This is a genomic window from Rhodococcus sp. OK302, from assembly GCF_002245895.1.
Taxonomy (GTDB): Bacteria; Actinomycetota; Actinomycetes; order Mycobacteriales; family Mycobacteriaceae; genus Rhodococcus_F.
On sequence record NZ_NPJZ01000001.1, the window covers coordinates 1,908,064 to 1,928,559 of the forward strand.

Annotated in this window: 18 protein-coding genes; 7 read left to right on the plus strand and 11 right to left on the minus strand. The window is 60.3% G+C overall.

The window, feature by feature from the left end; all coding sequences use genetic code 11:
• Positions 1–17 precede the first annotated feature (17 nt).
• The 4 genes from BDB13_RS08830 to BDB13_RS08845 all read left to right on the plus strand — a co-directional run bounded on the left by BDB13_RS08830 (position 18) and on the right by BDB13_RS08845 (position 6,625).
• A complete protein-coding gene (locus tag BDB13_RS08830; RefSeq protein WP_441347184.1) occupies positions 18–2,435 on the plus strand; it encodes an ATP-binding cassette domain-containing protein in 2,418 nt (805 codons plus the stop codon).
• Between the two features lie 78 nt (positions 2,436–2,513).
• The gene (locus BDB13_RS08835) at positions 2,514–3,032 is read left to right on the plus strand and encodes a hypothetical protein (RefSeq protein ID WP_094271304.1); all 519 of its coding nucleotides are present in this window, start codon (positions 2,514–2,516) and stop codon (positions 3,030–3,032) included.
• Positions 3,033–3,101: 69 nt separating this feature from the next.
• Positions 3,102–4,070 (plus strand): TIGR00341 family protein, encoded by a 969-nt coding sequence (locus BDB13_RS08840; RefSeq protein ID WP_094271305.1) that lies wholly within the window; start codon positions 3,102–3,104, stop codon positions 4,068–4,070.
• 131 nt (positions 4,071–4,201) lie between these two features.
• Positions 4,202–6,625, plus strand: a complete 2,424-nt coding sequence (locus BDB13_RS08845; RefSeq protein WP_094271306.1) for an ATP-dependent Clp protease ATP-binding subunit — start codon at positions 4,202–4,204, stop codon at positions 6,623–6,625.
• A 101-nt stretch (positions 6,626–6,726) separates the two neighbouring features.
• Here the strand turns inward: BDB13_RS08845 and BDB13_RS08850 are convergent, their stop codons facing one another.
• From BDB13_RS08850 to BDB13_RS08875, 6 genes are all read right to left on the minus strand, one after another.
• Complete coding sequence (locus BDB13_RS08850; RefSeq protein WP_094271307.1) at positions 6,727–7,215, minus strand: nuclear transport factor 2 family protein; 489 nt, start codon at positions 7,213–7,215, stop codon at positions 6,727–6,729.
• Between the two features lie 31 nt (positions 7,216–7,246).
• Positions 7,247–8,560, minus strand: coding sequence for an MFS transporter (locus BDB13_RS08855; RefSeq protein WP_094274789.1), 1,314 nt, complete (start codon positions 8,558–8,560; stop codon positions 7,247–7,249).
• A gap of 63 nt (positions 8,561–8,623) precedes the next feature.
• Positions 8,624–10,081, minus strand: a complete 1,458-nt coding sequence (locus tag BDB13_RS08860) for an FAD-dependent oxidoreductase (RefSeq protein ID WP_094271308.1) — start codon at positions 10,079–10,081, stop codon at positions 8,624–8,626.
• Complete coding sequence (locus BDB13_RS08865) at positions 10,078–10,860, minus strand: SDR family NAD(P)-dependent oxidoreductase (RefSeq protein WP_094271309.1); 783 nt, start codon at positions 10,858–10,860, stop codon at positions 10,078–10,080. The genes BDB13_RS08860 and BDB13_RS08865 overlap by 4 nt, the downstream gene beginning before the upstream one ends.
• Positions 10,853–11,689, minus strand: coding sequence for an SDR family NAD(P)-dependent oxidoreductase (locus tag BDB13_RS08870; RefSeq protein ID WP_094271310.1), 837 nt, complete (start codon positions 11,687–11,689; stop codon positions 10,853–10,855). The genes BDB13_RS08865 and BDB13_RS08870 overlap by 8 nt, the downstream gene beginning before the upstream one ends.
• Before the next feature lie 49 nt (positions 11,690–11,738).
• Positions 11,739–12,188 (minus strand): nuclear transport factor 2 family protein, encoded by a 450-nt coding sequence (locus tag BDB13_RS08875; protein ID WP_094271311.1) that lies wholly within the window; start codon positions 12,186–12,188, stop codon positions 11,739–11,741.
• Positions 12,189–12,331: 143 nt separating this feature from the next.
• On the opposite strand from BDB13_RS08875, the gene BDB13_RS08880 reads away from it, so the two are divergent.
• On the plus strand, positions 12,332–13,054 hold the full coding sequence (locus BDB13_RS08880) for an IclR family transcriptional regulator (RefSeq protein WP_094271312.1): 723 nt from the start codon (positions 12,332–12,334) through the stop codon (positions 13,052–13,054).
• Positions 13,055–13,161: 107 nt separating this feature from the next.
• Here the strand turns inward: BDB13_RS08880 and fahA are convergent, their stop codons facing one another.
• From fahA to BDB13_RS08900, 4 genes are all read right to left on the minus strand, one after another.
• A complete protein-coding gene (fahA, locus tag BDB13_RS08885) occupies positions 13,162–14,355 on the minus strand; it encodes a fumarylacetoacetase (RefSeq protein ID WP_094271313.1) in 1,194 nt (397 codons plus the stop codon).
• A complete protein-coding gene (locus BDB13_RS08890) occupies positions 14,352–15,221 on the minus strand; it encodes a hypothetical protein (RefSeq protein WP_094271314.1) in 870 nt (289 codons plus the stop codon). The genes fahA and BDB13_RS08890 overlap by 4 nt, the downstream gene beginning before the upstream one ends.
• Positions 15,218–16,417: a homogentisate 1,2-dioxygenase gene (locus BDB13_RS08895; RefSeq protein WP_094271315.1), complete on the minus strand. Its 1,200-nt coding sequence runs from the start codon at positions 16,415–16,417 to the stop codon at positions 15,218–15,220. Before BDB13_RS08895 ends, BDB13_RS08890 begins: the two co-directional genes overlap by 4 nt.
• Before the next feature lie 109 nt (positions 16,418–16,526).
• Positions 16,527–17,063, minus strand: coding sequence for a MarR family winged helix-turn-helix transcriptional regulator (locus tag BDB13_RS08900; RefSeq protein ID WP_094271316.1), 537 nt, complete (start codon positions 17,061–17,063; stop codon positions 16,527–16,529).
• 303 nt (positions 17,064–17,366) lie between these two features.
• Between BDB13_RS08900 and BDB13_RS08905 the strand changes: the two genes are divergently transcribed.
• Entirely contained in the window at positions 17,367–17,948 is a 582-nt protein-coding gene (locus tag BDB13_RS08905) for a TetR/AcrR family transcriptional regulator (protein WP_094271317.1), read from the plus strand.
• Between the two features lie 259 nt (positions 17,949–18,207).
• A complete protein-coding gene (locus BDB13_RS08910) occupies positions 18,208–19,806 on the plus strand; it encodes an ABC transporter substrate-binding protein (protein ID WP_094271318.1) in 1,599 nt (532 codons plus the stop codon).
• A gap of 55 nt (positions 19,807–19,861) precedes the next feature.
• Here BDB13_RS08910 and BDB13_RS08915 read toward each other — a convergent pair whose 3' ends face one another.
• Complete coding sequence (locus BDB13_RS08915) at positions 19,862–20,347, minus strand: helix-turn-helix domain-containing protein (protein WP_206040958.1); 486 nt, start codon at positions 20,345–20,347, stop codon at positions 19,862–19,864.
• Positions 20,348–20,496 lie beyond the last annotated feature (149 nt).

A 20,496-nucleotide genomic window follows, 5' to 3' on the forward strand; every position in this document is an offset into this window, starting at 1 on the left:
GACAGATGGAGACCAGAGTGAGCACTGCCGCGCGGACTGCCACGAGCACAGCCAAGCGAGGGAAGGTGGACGCGTCGACCACGCAGCATCTTGCCGACAGTCACGACCTCATCCGCGTGCAGGGCGCGCGAGTGAACAACCTCCAGGACATCAGTGTCGAAATCCCGAAGCGACGGTTGACAGTGTTCACCGGCGTTTCGGGTTCGGGAAAGAGTTCACTGGTCTTCAGCACGATCGCTGCGGAGTCGCAGCGGATGATCAACGAGACGTACAGCGCGTTTGTCCAGGGCTTCATGCCGACGTTGGCTCGGCCCGACGTCGATGTTCTCGACGGGCTGACAACCGCGATCATCGTCGACCAGCAGCGGATGGGCGTCGACCCCCGTTCGACGGTCGGAACCGCTACCGATGCCAACGCGATGCTTCGCATCCTTTTCAGCCGACTCGGAAAGCCGCACATCGGCTCGTCTCAGGCGTTCTCTTTCAATGTCGCGTCGGCCTCCGGCGCCGGTGCGATCACCATCGAGCGCGCCGGCCGTGAGACCAAGGAGCGTCGGAGCTTCAGCATCACCGGCGGTATGTGTCCGCGATGTGAGGGCCGTGGTTCGGTCAGCGATTTCGACCTGACGGCGCTGTACGACGACAGTAAGTCGCTCAACGAGAACGCACTCACCATTCCCGGCTACAGCATGGACGGCTGGTACGGCCGTATCTACCGCGGCTGCGGTTTCTTCGATCCCGACAAGCCGATCAAGAAGTACACCAAGAGGGAACTGAACGATCTCCTCTACAAGGAGCCAACCAAGATCAAGGTCGAAGGAATCAACCTGACGTACACGGGCCTGATTCCGCAGATCCAGAAGTCGTTCCTGTCCAAGGACGTGGATGCGATGCAGCCGCATATCCGCGCGTTCGTGGAGCGGGCAATCACCTTCGCCACTTGTCCGGAGTGCGACGGCACCCGTCTCAGTGAGGCGGCCCGGTCGTCGAAGATCAAGGGCATCAGCATTGCCGACGCCTGTGCAATGCAGATCAGTGACCTCGCCGTGTGGGTCGCTGGGGTGAAGGAACCCTCGGTGGCTCCGTTGTTGGAGACGCTTTCGGACACCCTCAATTCTTTTGTCGAAATCGGGTTGGGATACCTGAGCCTGGACCGGCCTTCCGGGACGCTGTCGGGTGGTGAAGCGCAGCGTACCAAGATGATTCGACATCTCGGATCATCGCTCACGGACATCACCTATGTCTTCGACGAGCCCACTACCGGTCTGCATCCCCACGACATCCAACGGATGAACGACCTGTTGCTTCGCCTGCGAGACAAGGGCAACACGGTGCTCGTCGTCGAGCACAAGCCGGAGACGATTGTGATCGCCGACCACATTGTCGATCTTGGCCCCGGCGCCGGTAGTGGCGGTGGCACAGTCTGTTTCGAGGGGAGTGTCGAAGGGTTGCGGGCCAGTGACACCATCACCGGCCGACATTTCGACGACCGGGCTGTGATCAAGGAAAGTGTGCGTGAATCCAACGGCGCGATGGAGATTCGCGGCGCCACGTCGCACAACTTGCAGAACGTCGATGTCGATGTGCCACTTGGTGTTTTGGTTGTGGTGACCGGCGTGGCAGGGTCGGGTAAGAGCTCGCTGATCCACGGTTCGCTGTCGAAACGCGATGGTGTGGTTGCCATCGATCAGGGCGCGATCAGGGGCTCGCGGCGCAGTAACCCCGCGACGTACACCGGATTGCTCGACCCGATTCGTAAGGCATTCGCGAAGGCCAACTCTGTGAAGCCCGCGCTGTTCAGTGCCAACTCCGAGGGTGCCTGCCCGACGTGCAACGGCAACGGCGTTATCTACAGTGACTTGGCAATGATGGCCGGGGTTGCGACCATCTGCGAGGAGTGCGAAGGCAAGCGATTCCAGGCCGACGTTCTGGAGTACAAGTTCGGTGGGAAGGACATCAGCGAGGTGCTCGCGATGTCGGTGGCCGAGGCTGAGGAGTTCTTCGGCGCCGGCGAGGCAAAGCTGTTGCCGGCCCACAAAATTCTGGTTCGACTCGTCGACGTCGGGCTGGGCTACCTCCGTATCGGCCAGCCGCTCACGACACTGTCCGGCGGCGAGCGGCAGCGAATCAAGTTGGCTACCCACCTCGGTGAGAAGGGTGGCGTCTACGTCCTTGACGAGCCGACGACAGGTCTCCACCTTGCAGACGTCGAACAGCTTCTCGGCCTGCTCGACAAACTTGTCGACTCCGGTAAGTCGGTCATCGTCATCGAGCATCATCAGGCAGTCATGGCACACGCCGACTGGATTATCGATCTAGGCCCCGGCGCCGGCCATGACGGCGGAAAAATCGTCTTCGAGGGAACGCCCGCCGACCTCGTTGCCGACGGTTCCACCCTCACCGGAAAGCATCTCGCGGCGTACGTCGGCGGCTGAGCGAGCCCGTTACGTGGGCCGTCTGGGCGATTTGAGCGATTTTTCGAATACCGGGCGGCCCACGTGATTCACTTTTTTATGAGAAAAGCACTGCTGATTGCACTCATGGCTGTCGGGTTGGTCGCTGGAATTGTGCCGGCGGGAGCGGCGCAGCCGTCCTGGTCCGGCGACTACTCACTCAAACGCTTTGCGGCGTCGAAGTACGGTACGAGTCTGGCGGCGAGTCAGTGGGAACCTGACTTCTCCGACACATACACGTTCGAGACGGATTGTTCTGGCGGTCCCTGCGTTGCCACCGTGATCGGCGGGCCGCCGCCCGCCAATCACACCCTGCCGCAACCCGCGACCTACACGTGGGACGGGACGCGTTGGGTTCATCCGTACGACTGGCAATGGGACTGCTACATGGGTGAGGGCGTCCCGAAGGAATGGGCACCGGCGCACTCGTTCGCGTATTACACACCGCAAAGTGATGGCACCCTGACAGGCTCGTGGACCACCACGATCGACAGTGGTCCGTGCGAAGGCACTGTAATCATGGACGTTGCTGCTTATCCTGTACGCCCGACTCCTCCGGCGTTCGGCAGTGCTAGTTGAACTGCATTATGCAGCAAAGGTTTTCGATCCTGTATCCGGTGATTTGAGGAGTTCTTCGGAGGTGGCGTGATGCGTGGGGTGATTCCCGACGAGCAGCGACGGACTTTGGCGCAACTCGACGAACGCCTCGACCTTTCGGTCGGGGACAGTGAGGCCAAACGTTCCGCGTTCTGGGTCATGCTGACGTTGTCGGCGGTGATCGCCGTGGCCGGCGTGGTGAGCGATTCCACCGCCACCGTGATCGGCGCGATGATCGTCGCGCCCTTGTCGACGCCCATCCTCGGCGTGGGCCTGGGCATAACCACCGGCCGCGGCGCGTTGGTCGGTCGGAGTCTGATGTACGTCGTTGGTGGCATCTGCGTCGTCGTCGTATTGGGCATTGTGTTTGCGCAGATACTGCCGAATCCGACCAATGTTCTGGCCAATTCGCAAGTGCTCGGACGCACCTCGCCGACGTTGATGGACTTGACCGCCGCCTTGGCGACCGGTTTGGTCGGTGCTATCGCTGTTGCGCGTAAAGACGTCGGCGACGTACTTCCCGGCGTCGCCATCGCCATTTCGCTGGTCCCTCCCTTGGCCGTGGTGGGTGTGTGTCTGGGATCCGGGTCTCCGGCTCTGGCTCTGGGAGCGTTCGTACTGTTCGCCTCCAATGTCGTCGCCATGATCATCACTGGGACAGCCGTATTCGTCGTCGCGGGGTACACACGCGACGCCGGGATATCGAAGACATCGCACCGCCGGGCATACGCCTTGCTGACTGCCCTGTTGATCGTGGTTGCAATTCCGATGGTCGGCAATTCCCTGTCGTCGTTGTGGGCGACGCAGATCGCGACCGCAGCCGAACAGTGGCTCGACGGCACTCCCGGAGCAGAAGTCACCGGTGTCACGTGGCAGGGCAGTACCGCCACCGTAGCGGTGCTCGGACCTGAGACACTGCCGCCATTGGACGAGCTCGAGAAATCCGTCGACGCGCTGATTCCGTGGAATCCCGACGTGCAGGTCGTTCACACGGTCGGGGCGCGGATCGTCGTCGAATGACGATGGTGACAGGCAGGGAATAGCCGGCTGACCTCCATTGCTGAAAGTAGTCCGAGCTCGTGGGAATTGATTACGCCTCGGGCATGTTACTTGAGTGAGTAACGCTCAACTTTCTGCAAGGAGGCTTCGGAATGCCAGCATTCTTCGGGCCGGAGGGTCCCGGTCGTATCGATATTTCCCGGCTCATGAGCAGGGCCACCCAGCAACTCATGGCTGAAGCTGCACGCACAGCATCTGCTCGCGGTGATTCGGATCTCGATGCACTGCACGTTCTCCGCGTCATGGCGGAGCAGGACCCGGTCCGCACGCTAATGCAGCGCGCCGGGGCTGACCCGAAAGCCGTAGTCGACGCCGTCGATTTGCGGCTCCCACAAGGCCGTGAGCAGGTCGGATTCACCGCACCCGCGCTCAGTAGTGCCGTCAAAACTGCTTTACTCGAGGCGCATCAACTGGCCCGAGCCCTCGGATCGACGTACATCGATCCGGAACACCTCTTCATTGCACTCGCCGGCGATCTCGATCACGCGCCCGGTCGTCTGCTCGCTTCTGCCGGCGTTACGCCGGAGAAGCTGCAGAATGCCGTTCGTAACCCGGATGTTCCTGCAGAAGAAGAGGAGTCCACTACGCCGATGCTCGACAAGTTCGGCGTGGACCTCACCGACCGCGCACGCAACGGTGGTGTCGATCCGGTGATCGGCCGCGCTGATGAGATCGAGCAGACTATCGAGATCCTCTCGCGTCGTACCAAGAACAACCCTGTTCTGGTGGGCGAGGCGGGCGTCGGTAAGACTGCGATCGTCGAAGGCTTGGCTCAGCGCATCGTCGACGGCGAAGTGCCGGATTCCTTGGTGGGCAAGAGAATTGTTCAACTCGAGCTCTCCAACATGGTCTCGGGTACTCGCTACCGCGGTGATTTCGAAGAACGACTCACCAAAGTCATCGACGAGATCACGGAGCATAAAGACGAACTGATCGTCTTCATCGACGAGATGCACACCATCGCCGGTGCCGGCGGCGGAGCCGAAGGTGCGATGGATGCCGGAAACATCCTCAAGCCCAAGCTCGCTCGCGGTGAACTCCACATCGTCGGGGCCACCACGCTCGACGAATACCGCAAGCACATCGAGAAGGACCCAGCACTCGAGCGACGTTTCCAGCCTGTTCAGGTGGGGGAGCCGTCGATCGAGGACGCGATCGCGATCTTGAGTGGTTTGCGCAGTCGCTACGAGGATCACCACAAGGTGCACTACACCGACGAGGCGATCACCGCTGCGGTTGAACTGTCCGCTCGCTACATCGGCGATCGATTCCTGCCGGACAAGGCAATTGACCTCATCGACCAGGCGGGCGCACGATTGCGGTTGAAGACCGCGACCGTCGATACCGCAGCACTGCAGCAGCGTCTCGAGCAGCTCGAATCCGACAAGGAGAAAGCCGTCGCCGACGAGTTGTACGAGAAGGCTTCCACTGTGCGTGACGAGATCAACGTCGTGACGCAGCGCCTCGAGAAGGCGGGAACTGCGGCTCCGGCCGAAGAGACACCTGACGTGACTGCCGAGCAGATCGCCGAAATTGTCGCCCGCGCAACGGGTATCCCGGCCAGCCAGATGACTCAGGCAGAGAAGGATCGCCTGCGCCGTCTGGAAGAGGAACTCCACGGTCGTGTCGTCGGACAGGACGACGCTGTTCGCGCGATTGCGCGGGCAGTGCGTCGTAGCCGCACCGGCATGAGTGACCCGAATCGTCCGGTGGGTAGCTTCTTGTTCCTGGGTCCGACCGGTGTCGGTAAGACAGAGCTCGCAAAAGCTTTGGCTGCCACACTCTTCGGCGACGAGAACAAGATGCTGCGATTCGACATGAGTGAATTCGGCGAAAGGCACACGGTCAGCAGGTTGGTCGGTGCACCTCCCGGATACGTCGGATACGGCGAGGCCGGACAGCTCACGGAACAAGTGCGTCGTAACCCGTACTCGGTGATCCTGCTCGACGAGATCGAGAAGGCGCACCCGGACGTGTTCAACACCTTGCTTCAGGTGCTCGACGACGGCCGTCTGACCGACGGTCAGGGTCGCACGGTGGACTTCAAGAATGCCGTAGTGATCATGACCAGTAACCTCGGCTCGGACATCATCTCGAGCAAGTCCGGTGGGCTCGGCTTCATTACCGGCGACGCGGAATCGGCTGAAAAGCCATTGCGTGATCGTGTGATGGCGCGACTGCGTGAGTCGATGCGGCCGGAGTTCCTGAACCGGATCGACGAGATCGTGATCTTCCGCAAGCTCGATACCGAGCAGTTGCACCGGATTACGGACTTGCTGCTCGACGACAGCCGTAAGAGGCTGCAGTCCAAGGGCATCGAGATCGAGTTCACGGCTGACGCCGTGGATTGGATCGCCGAACATGGTCATCAGCCGGAGTTCGGGGCGCGTCCGTTGCGTCGTTCGATCCAGAGGGTAGTCGACGACAAGATCGCCGACATGCTGCTCGACGATCTCCTCGAAGAAGGCGGCAGTATCACTGTCGGCGTCGACGAGGGTGAGTTGGTGTTCAGCTAGTTAGGCACACAGAATCCGAGCGAACGTACCTTTCGGCGCCTTAGATGCGACGGAAGGTACGTTCGCTCGGTTGGGGGTGGTGAAAAACCGTCCGCGAGTGCTCAGGGGACCCGCGTGTACACCGGGTCCTCGAAGGATCGCCGTGATGTGACCCAGCTCTGCGGGAGCACGTTCTCGACCAACTCTTCACGCGATTCGTCGAAAACCACGATGCGATCGGCGATTCGCCATTCACCGCGTCGTCGCTCGAACCGGTCGACGTAACGACATTTGATCGTGGCAAGTGTCTGCGCGGTGTTCGTGCCTGAGCGTTCTTGGCGCAGGTAGCACAGGCAGTATGACTCCGCTTGCGCGACATCGCCGTTGACGTCGATCAAGATGTTGGAAATGACATGCATCGACGAGTCGATCGTCTTGTGGCGGATCTTCATATCTTCGATCAGCCCGTCGACGGTTCCGATGTAGCCACCGTGGTTGTCGATCGCGTCGTCGAAGTAGCAGCGGCCGACGCTGTCGAAGTCCTTTCGATCGACCGCTCGGGCATACCGGTACAGAACTTCGGTGATCGCTTGCTTGTCGGCGAAGGTCACAGTGAAATCTCCTGTCCTGGAATCGGTGTGGTCAGTCGACCTGCAGGGCGATGCCCTTGGTTTCCTTGATGAAGAACACGGTGACGAAGGTGATCACGGCGCAGAATACGAAGTATCCGGCCGGGGCGAGCGAATTTCCGGTCAGGGTGATGAGGTACGTCGCGATGAAAGGTGCAGTGCCGCCGAGGAACATGTTGGTGACATTGTTGCCCAGTGCCAGACCGCTGTATCGCACAGAGGCTTTCAACATTTCCACGTAGGTCACGTACGACGCACCGTTCACGACGGAGACACAGATGAACAGAACGGACTGCCCGACCACGGCCTGCCAGACACTTCCGCCGGCCATCATCATGAACATCGGGATTCCGAGCAGTACTGCTGCGGCGCTACCGGCGAACAACACCGGACGGCGTCCGTACTTGTCGGCCAGGTATCCGGAGGTGGGCAGCGTAATGACGCCGAGTACCAGTGCAAGAGAAGTCGAAAGGAATGCGACTCGCGAGGAGTGACCGCCGGTGGTCTGGAGGTAAGTAGCCGCGTAGACGGATGCGATGTAGTAGCCGCCGGTGATGAGTGCGCCGAGCAGAATGATCTTGACGACGCTGCCGCCGGAGGTGCTGAGCAGTTCCCGGATGGGGAGCTTCTTCGTCTCGCCCTTGTCCTGGAGCTCGGTGAACTGCGGGGTGTCTTCCATCTGGCTACGGATCCAGATACCGATGCCACCGATCAGGAGGCTGAGCAGGAACGGAATTCGCCAGGCCCATTCGAGGATCTGCTCGTGGGTGAAGGCCGAGGTCAGGCCCAATGCCATCAGTGATGCTGCCAACGAACCCAGGTAGGTTCCGGTATTGACCATCGAGGTTTGCGTGGCGCGCCAGCGGGCCGGTGCAGATTCGGAAACGAAAGCGTTGGCGCCACCGAGTTCTCCACCCGCGGCAAAGCCTTGGAGGCAGCGAGCGAGCACCAAAATCGAAGTCGCCCAGACACCCAACGTGGCGTAGGTCGGCAGTAGACCCATGCCTGCGGTGGCCAGCACCATCAGCAGAATGGTCCACGACAAGGCGTTCTTTCGCCCGTACTTGTCACCGATGTGGCCGAAGAAGATGCCACCGGGAACGCGTAGGAAGAATGCGACGGCAAATGCCGCGAACGTGCCGAGGAGCGCAGCGTTCGGGTCGTGCGACACGAAGAACAGTGCCGCAATGGTTGTCGCCATGTATCCGTAGATACCGAAGTCGTAGTACTCGACGACGGTACCGACCACAGCCGCGCGAATGACCTTCGTGGTCGACTGACCCTGCGGTGTCACTTCGCTGATCTCGCTGTCCTCGGCTCGCGCCATGGTCTCATTCTCTAACATTTTGGTCCCTACTGACTTGGTTCGGTGCTGCGCAGACGATGGACGTCAGGCGTGAGCAAAGGAATGGACTGCTGCGTCGGAAACGCTGGTCCGGGTGAATTTCGCCGCATTACGTCCTGCGATGCGGCCCATGGTCAGAGCGTTGGCAACGGCGTTGCCTCCGCCTACATATCGCAATCCGAGGATTCCGGCGCCGGCCTCACCGGCTGCATAGAGACCCTCGACGGGGTTTCCCTCGCGGCCGAGTACGGCCGCAGTGGAGTCGATTTCCATACCGGCGTGGGTGCAGACCAGCTCTGAGGGAAGGATTTTCGCCGCGTAGAACGGTGCTGTCCCGATGCTGTCGGGATTGCCGACAGCACCCTTGTTGCGCAGCGTCCGATGACGAAGGTAGTCGTCGTCACGGCCGTTCGGTAGTTGTTCGTTCCACTTGTTCACCGTCGCTTGAAGAGTTGCGACGGGGACGTCGATGAGTGTTGCAAGTTCTTCGACGGTGTCGGCGCGATGAGTGTTGCCGGCGGCAACTTCCTCTTCGACACGCTCCGGGTTCCAATCCGCGTATCCGGGAGCAAGACCGACGCGAGCATTCTCATCGAAGATCATCCAGCCGTAGCCGCCCTGTTGATCGATGATTCCGGTGGAGACCGCATACGATGCGTCCTCGTCCATGAACCGGCGACCGCTCTGGTTGACGTAGATGCGCGACTTCGGCGGGAAACCGGACTGCCAGTGATGGAACCGCTGGAAATACACGGTGGGCATGATCAGGCCCCAGCCGTCACCGATGATGGGCATATCCAGTTCATGTGCGAACCGAATGTGGTCTCCGCGACTGCCTTCGGCTGCAACGACGAACAAATCGTCGCCCGCCTTGTTAGCGACGGGGAAGTACTGATCGACAAGTTCCGGGTTCTGTGCGAATCCACCGGTGGCTACCACGACGGCTCCGGCGCGAACTTCGATGTCGTCGGCAACAACACCGACAACCCGACCGTCTTCCTTGATCAGCTTCTGTACCCGTGTGCCGAGGATTGCTTCGATACCGTGCTTACGACGCGCCTTGTCCAGAGTCTGAACAAGACCATAGCCTTGGTCTTTCGGGACGTGGCCGCGCCAGACATCTTCGACGCCGGCTTGCGCAAGCCCAGGTTGGTGAGCATTGCCGGAGATCGACGTGGGGATTTCGACGCCCAGTTCGATGAGCCATTCCAGTGTCGGACCGGCATTTTCGCAGAAGGCGCGGATCAACCCGGGTGCGAGCAGCCATTGGTTGAGGTCCATGTAGTGCTGGAAAAACTTCTCCGCAGAGTCTTCGATGCCGAGACCGGCCTGCACACTCGTGCCTGCTGCGGTGAAAATTCCGGCAGAAAGTTGGGTGGAGCCGCCGAGTTCGGTTTCGGACTCGAACAGCAGCACCGACGCGCCTTCTTCGGCAGCCGATACGGCAGCCGCCAGCCCGGCTCCACCGCCTCCGATGACAATGACGTCCCAGTCGTCACTCATGAAAGTTCTCCAGTCTCCGCAATGACGCGGTGGTACAAGCCGTTCGAGACCAGTCCGCCGTCCACCGTCATTTCCGTACCGGTGGTGTACGTCGACTTGTCCGACAGCAGAAAGAGCACGGCTTCGGTAATTTCATTCAGAGTTCCCATGCGCGCGAGGGGAACTGACTTCAGAGACGCGTCGATGAAGTCGCTCGTGGTACCGAGCAGGGCAGTTCCGACCATTCCCGGATGCACCGAGTTGACGCGGATGCCCCACTGGGCGAAGTTGCCGGCAGCCGACTTCGACAGGCCGGTGAGGCCCCACTTGCTCGAGGAGTACGCGGGTGAAAAGTAACCGATCTGACCGGCGATGGACGAGATGTTGACGATGGAACCGCCACCACTTTCACGCATCAACGGCGCCACGGCCTTCATTCCGTAGAACGGCCCGAACAGGTTGATCTTCATGGTCAGTTCCCAGATCTCGTCCGGGGTGTCCATGAATTCGAGTCGACGCGAGATGCCGGCATTGTTGACCAGGCCGCCGAGTTCGCCATGGGCGGTGCGGATGTCGTCGACCAGACTCGTCCAGGCTGCGGCATCGGTGACGTCGAGAGTGTGCCCCGAAGCCGATCCGCCGGCGGCGGTGATCTCTTCGATCAGTTCCGAAGAATCGGCAACATCGGCAACACAGACGTGCGACCCACGCGCTGCGAGGGTGCGCGCATGATGTGCACCCATACCGGCAGCGCCGCCGGTGACGAGAACAACTCCGGGGTATGACGTTTGATCAGACATGCCGTGACCCGCCGTCGACTGCGATGCTGTGGCCGGTGACGTAGCGCGAGCTGTCCGAGAGCAGGAACAGCAGCGGGCCGAAGACCTCCTCGGGTGACCCCAGGCGGTGCAGCGGCACTGCATCGAGTGCGTTGGCGAGTGCGATCGGGTCTTCCTGCACCCACTTCGTCATGGCGGTGTCGATGTAGCCGGGAGCGATGGAATTGACACGAATTCCCTTGTCGCCGAACTCTACTGCCAGCGATTCGGTGAGGTGGGCGACAGCAGCCTTGGAAGTGCAGTACGCCCCGCGGCCCTTACGCACGCGCAGAGCGGACACGGAAGACATGTTCACGATGGCGCCGCCAGGCTTGATGTGGCGGGCCGCAGCCTGAGCGCCGTACAGCACGCCTTCGACGTTGACGCTCAGTGTCGCGCCGATTTGTTCGGGAGTGATCTCCTCGGCGAGTGCAAACGGGAAGATGCCCGCATTGTTGATCCAGAAGTCCACCTGGCCGAATTCCTTCAAGGCAAGCTGGGCGAGCAATTCATGCTCGTCGGGCTTGGTGACGTCGACGCGGGCACCGATTACACGGCCCGGCTTGTCTGCCAAGGACATCGAGGCCAGTGCCGAATTGATGGTTTCAGCGGTGGCGAGCATCTGCTCTTCGTTGATATCGGCGCCCACTACGTTGATGCCGCGCGTCGCCAAGCCTTCGGTGAACGTCGCACCCATTCCTTGCGCCGCACCGGTCACGACGGCGACCTTGCCGGCCAACTCCGGGTACAGCGCCAACAGTTGGGTGGCGACGGTACGGCCGGGATTGGACTGGTCAGCAACTGCGGTCATGATTGTATCTCCTACTGAAAATGGTCAGGTACTAAAAAGTTTTGGTTGCTCAGGCGTGGTTCGAAGAGAGGGGTGCGTCGTCGCGGGAGACGATGCGCTGGGCGATTCGCCATCCTTCGCCGGTTCGAACCACCCGGTCGGTGATCGTCGTCATCCGCACCAGTCGCGATTCGCCGCCGATGACGGTTGCCACGATCTGCAAGTAGCCCCGAACGGTGACGACGCCGGGTTCGTGCGCCTCGATCACCAGGTTGGTCAGCACGTGGCGGTGAACTTCACCCGCTGCTGATGCTCCTGAGCAGAAGCGGTCGGCAAAGGCCGTCAGCTCCGCGAATCCGACGACAGGTTCCGGATAGCTGGGTGAATGGAACTCGCCGTCGATTGTAAAAGTCTTTGCCCAGGAATCGGACTGACCGGTATCGATGAGGTGGCTCTGCATTCCGTAGAGCTGGTGAATCGAGGTAATGACCTCTGGCGCCAAGGAGCAGGGATCACTCATCAGAACAACTTCTTTCCGGACACGATTCGATGCGTTTGCCGAAACATGTGCAACTCGTTCGTTTGTGTGCGATAATCGCACGTGGTGTGCGATATAAACAAAGCGTAGGTGGCACACCTCACATACGTCAAGAAGGGGAGTCCATGTCGGAACTCAACGAGGAGCATCGACCGCGCAAAAGCGCAGTTCAGGTGGACACGAGCATGTCAAAAACGCTGCATCACGGACTTGCAGTTCTGGAGCTCTTGACGTCGTATCCGCATGGTCTCTCGGTCACTGACATCGCGGACGGCATCGGTGTTCACCGCACTGTGGCGCACCGGCTGATTCGCACGCTCGAGGCTCATCACCTGTGCCGCAAGGATTCCTTCAAGCGCGTCACGCTAGGTGCCGGGCTGGTCACTCTGGCTGAGCCTGTCGAGCAGGATCTGCGGACATTGGCCCGCCCCATCCTCGAAGCGCTCGCCGACGCTACCGGGGCCACCGCTCACCTCGTAGTCCGCGAGAGTGAGAGTGAGGTGCGCGCACTGATGGTTGTCGAACCACGCAGCGCCAAAGTCCATGTGGCGTTCCACCCGGGTCAGGTCGACCCGATTAATCGGGGATCGGCAGGCCTGTCGATCCTTGCCTCGCTGCCACCCGTCGGAGGGGAGCGTGAAGAGATTACCGCGGCGCGTGCTCGCGGCTACGCAATGACCGACGGAGAGCTCATTCCCTCCGTGCTCGGCATCTCGGCCGTCATTCCCGGTCGGCGCGGAGACGCTCTCGCCAGCCTCGGAATCTCGGTGTTCGACACGGATGACCGCGACGCTTTGGGTGCGGAGGTCGTCGCGGCGGCGCGCAACCTCGGCAGCATGTTGCGCTGATGTCGTTGTATGTCAACGATTTCGAGTCGTTCTGATCTGGGCATGACGAAACGGACCAACGCCCTCATCGCGTTGGTCCGTGTTCGCATGTAGGCCCTGCAGGTGCCTCAGTGAGACGCTGAGAACCTTGCGGGCAGGATGCCGGCCGTAACCTCGCCGAACCCGATACGCGATCCACCGATGCCCGGTGCGGTCGCCGAGATGGAAATGGTGTCGCCGTCTTCGAGGAAGGTGCGCGTCTCGCTGCCTACGGCGACGGGTTCCTTGCCACCCCAGGTCAATTCGATGAAGGCACCGCGCTGGTTCTTCTCGGGGCCGGAAATCGTTCCCGAAGCGAAGAGATCGCCGGTGCTGGCGGTGGCTCCGTTGACGGTGGTGTGGGCAAGCATCTGTGCCGGCGACCAGTACATCTGTGCGTACGGCGGCCGTGAGACTACGTGGCCGTTCCACTCGACGGCCAAATCGATGTCCAGGCCCCACTTCTCGTCACCGCGCAGGTAGGGCAGAGGTTCCGGATCCTGGACGGGAGTATCGATCCGGGCTGCTTCGAGGGCGAGAAGCGGCACGACCCACGGGGAGATCGACGTCGCGAAACTTTTGCCGAGGTTGGGGCCGAGGGGGACGTATTCCCATGCCTGAATGTCACGGGCAGACCAGTCGTTGACGACAACTGCGCCGAAGACGTGCTCGGAGAACTCGTCCGGAGTGATGCGATCACCCATTGTCGACGGAGTTCCGACGATGAAACCCATCTCAGCTTCGATGTCCAGCCGGCGGGACGGTCCGAAGTCCGGGTTCTCCTGATCGGGAGTCTTGCGCTGACCACACGGACGGATGATGTCGGTACCGGAGACGACGATGGTGCTCGAGCGACCGTGGTATCCGACGGGGAGGTGCTTCCAGTTGGGCATCAGGGGAGCGGCATCCGGGCGGAACAGTCGACCGAGGTTGGTGGCGTGGTTTTCCGACGCGTAGAAATCGACGTAGTCGGCAACGGTGATGGGGAGATGCAGGGTCACGGTGTCGACGGAAAATACTGCTTCCGAGGGGATTTCACCCGATACGAGTTCTGTGATCTGTTCACGTACCGACACCCAGCGTCCCCGGCCCTGAGCCATGAAGGCGTTCAAGGTCGGCTCCGCGAAGACGGAATCATTCAGCGCTACAGCCAGATCGATGACCACCTCGCCAACTCGCACACCGACACGCGGCGCTCCGCCGGCCGGCGAGAACACTCCGTAGGGAAGGTTGTTGATGCCGAACAAGGAATCGGCGGGAATGTCGATAGTCGTAGTGGTCATACGAGTGTTCCTTCTGTCTTCGGGCCGGCGGAGATCAGTCCGAGGCTTTCGAGTTCGGTCAAGGGGTCGGTGATGCTGCAAGTTCCGAACGAGAGGAACCGTCGACGAACATCTGCAGCTGCCTTGTCCGTCATGCCGCTCAAGGCGCGCGCGATCGCGGAGCCATCACGCTCGGCAAGTGCTGCAACAACATCGGATCGATCGCCGTCCGCGGCCGCGACGGTGACAGCTGTCAGGATGTTGAGGAAGCCGTGTTGCTCGAATCCTGTTTCGGGATCCGTATTGCGCACGGCATGGTGTAGTCCGGCAGTTGCCTTGAACGGAATGCCTGCGCGAACAACAAAAATAATGGCGTCGGCAAGCTCGTCCTCATCCGGATACGCTTCGGCGACGATGCCTCCGGTCCGAAACTTCGCGGAGTATCCGGCCGCTGTCAGCGCAGCAAGGTAGTCACCGCGCCGGCCGTCACGGGGAACTTCCACAAAAATTTCGATGTCGGGATACGTGGAACGAATGCGCGCGAGTTCGTCGAAGGCCTCGTCAGCGGTAACCCCGGCGGGTGTTCCCACCTCGACGGCGATGACACGAACCCCCGGGAGATCGACGGCGCTCGCCAGCGCGGCCGCTGTGTCAGCCGGACCCGTCGGAACCGTGAGACTCAATGACAGGGAACTGTCACCGGACAGGTGAGCAGCCAGTTCGCCCAATCGCGGAGCCGGAAAGATGAACGGCCCGACAAGTGCAGCGTAGTCAGCGCGACGATAGGCATGGTGGGCCGGAATCGCCTTGGCAAGAGGCGCATTGCCTGGCGGGAACAGGGCGGCGTCGTCGCAGAGCCCTTGTAGGAGTGGCGAGATCACCGTCATTTCTGCGGCCCCCGTCCGGCCCAGCTCCAGGCGTAGGAGTCGTCTTCGCACGCGAGTGCGCCTTCACCGAGCTCGAGCGGTCTGAACGTATCGACCATCACGGCCAGTTCGTCGAAGAACTCGGCCCCGATGCTGCGTTCGTAGGCACCCGGCTGCGGGCCGTGCGCGTGGCCACCCGGGTGAACCGAGATGGAACCCTGACCGATACCGGATCCCTTGCGCGCCTCGTAGTCTCCACCGCAGTAGAACATGATCTCGTCGGAATCGACGTTGGAGTGGTAGTACGGAACCGGGATCGACAGCGGGTGGTAGTCGACCTTGCGGGGGACGAAGTTGCAGATCACGAAGTTGTTGCCCTCGAACGCCTGATGCGCCGGCGGCGGCTGGTGAACGCGGCCTGTGATGGGCTCGTAATCGGAGATGTTGAACGTGTACGGGTACAGGCATCCGTCCCAGCCGACGACGTCGAAAGGATGCGTGGGATAGACCATTCGAGTCCCGACGATGCCGTGCGAGGTGCGGTGCTTCACCAGCACCTCGACGTCGGTGCCCTCGGCAATCATCGGCGCCGTGGGTCCGTGAAGGTCTCGTTCGCAGAACGGCGCATTCTCGAGAAGTTGACCGAATCGTGAGAGGTACCGCTTGGGCGGAACGATGTGGCTGTTGGCTTCGATCGCGTATGCCCGCAACGGCTTGTCGCCCTTGGGGATCCAACGATGGGTGGTGGACATCGGAATGAGGACGTAGTCGCCTTCACGTGCTTCGAGTGCGCCGAAGACGGTTTCGACGGTGGCCTCACCGGATTCGATGTAGACCATTTCGTCGCCGATTGCATTGCGGTACAGGGGAGATGCGGCGGCTGCGACGACGTAGGAGAGTCGAACGTCGGCATTACCGAGAATCAGCCGACGACCGGTCACGACATCGGTGTGTCCCCAGGTGCTTTCGGGAAACAAGGTGTGCAGTTTCAGATGCCGCGGCTTGAGCGGGTGATTGGGAGTGGTGCTCTGGTCGCGCAGTTCCCAGACTGTGGCGTCCACGATCGACGACGGAATCTCGCGGTGGTAGAGCAGTGACGAGTCCGAGGAGAATCCCTCTTCGCCCATCAGTTCTTCGTAGTAGAGGTTGCCCGTCTCGTCACGGTGCTGCGTGTGACGCTTCGGTGGGATATTGCCGAGTTGTCGGTAGAACGCCATGACTGGGCTCCTTCTGAGGTGTTTCCGTCTGACTCACATCAAGTAGATAGTAAATACATTAACTAAAATGATGTGACAGGCGCAACCCTTGAACGTGATCGGATCTAGGTCAGTTGCGTCCGCGGACGTCGAACTGGCTGCGATTGGTGATCAGTTTGTCCAGGAGCATGACAAGGATGCGCTGCTCAGCCTCGCTGAGGACGCTGACCCAGGCGTGTTCGCGTTCGTTCTGCTCTCGAAACGCCTCGACCATGGCTTCTCGGCCCTTGTCGGTCAGATAGAGCTGGACGGATCGGCCGTCGTTCTCGGTAGGGCGTCGGTCGATCAGGCCGTCGGCGACCAGTGACTTGGACAGGTTGGAGACCGCGGCCCGGCTCATTCCGGTGAGCTCAGCAGCGGCTTTCGGCTCGATCGGTCCGGCCAGCCAGGTTACGAACAGCAAGCGGAAGGACGACCACGACCAGCCGCGCGGCCGATGGATCGACGACTCGAGATCGTAGGTGACCACGTTGGATGCGCGATTGAGAGTCAGTAGAACCTCGGTGGCCAGGTGATGGCGAAAGCCGTGTTCGTCAGCGAGTCGTTTGTTCGCCAACTCGATGAACGACCAAAAATTGAGTTCGCCGGTGCTCTCCTGGGCTTTCATGCCGTCACTCTATCGCGGCTGGAAGGTGATCTTTGTACATCAGTTAATTAACTTATGTACTAGTTTGTGGGTCGGTGCACCGCTTGCCCGGTGAGGGGGAACCCTTGTGTCCGGCAGTTCTGGGCGTCGGTGGCCGAGGCGACGCGTCGTCGCGCCGGTATTGGCTCGAACCAACGGTGAGCATCACGAATCGACAGTGCATCGGACGGCGAGATTGCCGCGGCGAATATCGCTGGATCGCCACCGATCCGCAACCAGGTGAATTACCGTGACTCCGTGATTGCATCTAGCGATGAACCCCCGATGAGCATGGAACTCATGAACGCCGGTCAATTAGAGCGGCGTCATCGCTTGACGTGCACCGTAATCGACATGCTGACGCAGATCCCTTCGGATCGTATTCAGATGAAGGACGTATCCGAACGATCGGGCGTGGCTCTCGGAACTCTGTACCGCTACTTTCCGAAGAAGCAACAACTGCTCGCGGCGGCAATGGTCGAGTGGAGTGGCCTTCACGTGGAACGGCGTGTGGTGCAGGAGGACCCCCGGATGTGCAACCTCAATGTCCGCGAGCGTGTACTTCACCTTCATCGCCGTGAGATGAAGGCGTTTCAACGGCGACCGAACTTTGCCCGTCTGGAGATCGAACTTCATTCGTCAGCAGACGAATTCGTGATCGAGACGCTGGATCAACGTGCGGCTGCACATCGGACCGTGATGTTCGAACTGATGGATGGTGTTCCGGCGGAGGTCGCGCGAATTACTTCCCTCGCTGTTGGCGGCACGATGGTGACTGCGCTGGCGTTGTGGAGCAGTGGGCGGATCGGATTCGCCGAGGCGCAGCGCAATGTCGAAGACGTCATCTCCCTGGTTCTCCGAGACTGACAAAAAATTTAGAATGCGATTTCATTTTTTGAGAACTTCAGTCGAGAAGATTTTCAGTCGATTCGACGGAAATTAGCTGCTGACAGCATCTTTTCGCAGTAATTACTGATGTGTCGGCCATTGGTTCAGATCTGCACGATTCGGTCAATCTCTAGAATTCGCATACAGAAACTGCGCTGGTCGTCTATCAATGGACCGATGACCAATTGGGGTGGACGGCAGTGACGAGCCGGAATCCGGGAAGCTGAAAGTAGGTTGAATGAGAAGCTCGTACGGGGTTCGTGCTCGAATCTGGATGGTTGTACTCGCGTCGGCAGCACTCGTCGTGACGTCCTGCGCCGGTGACAGTGGCGGCGAGACGACGGATGCGTCGGACGTCACGATCGGCGTCGTCGGCAATCAAGGCGACGGCGGGGATCCGAAGTCCGGCGGTGAGGTGTCGTTTGCGACCTACAACGGAATCAGTAGCCTCGATCCAGCAGATCGGCAGGACGGTGGGGCCTCCGGCGGTAGTGAAATGGCCGCAATCTACGACCTCTTGATGCGCTTCGATACCGAAGCCGGACAATATGTTCCGCAGTTGGCGCAGTCTTTGTCCGCGAATGCCGACAACACTGTGTGGACGCTGAAGCTTCGAGACGGCGCGACGTTCAGTGACGGTACCCCGGTAGACAGTGCAGCTGTTCTCTGGAGCATCGACCATTACCTGCAAAAGAAGGGCACTCACTCGCAGGTGTGGAAAACGACTGTCCGAGAGACGAATGCACCTGATTCGACCACTATCGTGTTCACTCTCGTTCAGCCGTGGGACGAGTTCCCGATCATGTTCACCACCGGTCCCGGCATGATCGTTGCGCCGTCGTCGATGGCTACCGGTACTTTTGCTCCCGTCGGAGCGGGTCCGTTCACGGTCGAGAAGTTCGCATCTCAGGACGAACTCGTTCTCGCGGCGCGTCCGACGTACTGGGATGGCGCACCGTATCTCGAAAAGCTTCGTTTCCCGGCAATTGTGAACGAGCAGGCCAAACTTGAAGGCCTGCATACGGACGGAGTTCAGGTTGCGTACCTACGGTCACCGGACTACATGCACGAAGCTCTCGAGGCCGGCGATCCTGGATTTGTGACATCGGCGAGCATGGCCGGTGTGTTGGCCATCAACCAGCGCGATGACCGCGCGGCGAAGGACGTGCGTGTCCGTCAGGCGATTGTTGCTGCAGTGGACCCGAATTCGTTCAACGAGCGAGTTCAAGGCGGATTCGGGTCGCCGGGAACCGACATGTTTGCGTCGTGGTCCAAGTGGCATGGATCCGTACCGGGCAACGGCTACGATCCCGAGGCTGCAAAGAAGTATCTGGCCGAGGCAAAAGCTGACGGTTACGACGGCAAGCTCACCTACGTCGGGATGAATGATCCCGGGACGCAACGAAGTGCGCTGGCCTTCCAGTCGATGTTGCAGGCAGTCGGTTTCACCGTCGACATCTCCTACGCCACCAGCATCAACGATTTGATCTCCCGGCAGTTCGCAAAACATGATTTCGATATCTCGTACACGGGGTTCAATGTCTTGGAGCAGTCTCCGTACACGCGGATGTACGGCAACCTGTTCAGTGAATCGCCGTCAAATATCCTGGGGTACAAGAACCCTCAGATGGACCAGTCGTTGGGCAAGTTGCAGGCAGCAGCGGGGGTCGACCAGCGTAAGGCTGTTCTCGACGACATCCAGAAGTTGGTCAACGACACTGCTCCGATGGCAGTAGTGAACTCCAGCAAGGTGTTCATTGCGTGGGGCCAGAACGTGCACGGTGTGACACCGAGCGTGGACGCCATCATGCTCTTCGGTAATACCTGGTTGAGCTGACCATCGTGCGCCTTTTCGGTAGTGAGGACTGCCGGAAAGGCGCACCGGGGGTGTCCTACGTTCGCCAGGTGTACGCGCTGGAGTCCGGTGGTACACGCGGCAAATTTTCGGATGATCGGAGATTTTCTGCCATCTCGACGAGCAGAGCCTGCGATGCGGGGGACAAATCGATGACGCGCGACGCCAGGTTACGCAGACGATCGTTGTGAAGTTGTTCCAGCAACGAGAGATCAGCATCGCCGCTGGAGATGAACGGTAATTGCTGGGATGGGCTGAAAAAATAGTCCGGGTTTACGTCGAAGAATTCGGCGAGGGCGGCAACAACTTCAGGTGACGGATTGGTTCGGACTCCGGTTCGGAGTTGTGACAGATAGGGCGTCGAAATACGGCAGCCGTGTTCGGTCATGCTTCGTACCACAAGTGCATTGGTGACGTGGCTAGGAGCGGATTCGAACAACGAATTCAATCGTTGGCTGAACCTGTGCACCACTACCCCCCGTCCCTCCTGTATCGCCCACCCCGGACCTATTGGTAACTGCATCATAACCAGACTGTGAGCCAACCCTTCCCTGGGCGGCAATGTCTTGCTAGTTCGCGGAACTACGTTGAGGATACGTGAATTTCTGGCCGTCGCTGGACGAGGGGATTGCACACCAGTCAATTGCGACGGAATTGCTCGACCAAATGAGC